Annotated in this window: 1 protein-coding gene; it reads left to right on the forward strand. The window is 45.8% G+C overall.

Features of this window, described 5'->3' with window-relative positions; all coding sequences use genetic code 11:
- The coding region (locus NE619_RS18600; protein WP_256133936.1) for an MMPL family transporter at window positions 1-227 on the forward strand (227 nt) is incomplete at both ends.

Here is a 227-nt window from a genome sequence, read left to right on the forward strand (position 1 = left end):
GGCTTGATCTTACTTCTGTTAAATGCGTTTGACATCACGCTTACACTTCCTGGTATCGCAGGTATTATCCTCGGTATCGGTATGGCAGTAGACGCGAACGTTATCATTTTTGCTCGTGTGAAAGAAGAATTGTCAGCAGGAGCGTCTGTTCATTCAGCGCTTCGGGCAGGATTTCATAAAGCGATGTCGGCAATCCTTGACGGAAATATTACAACATTGATCGCGGC

The organism is Anaerovorax odorimutans (assembly GCF_024459955.1).
Classification (GTDB): Bacteria; Bacillota; Clostridia; order Peptostreptococcales; family Anaerovoracaceae; genus Hominibacterium; species Hominibacterium odorimutans_A.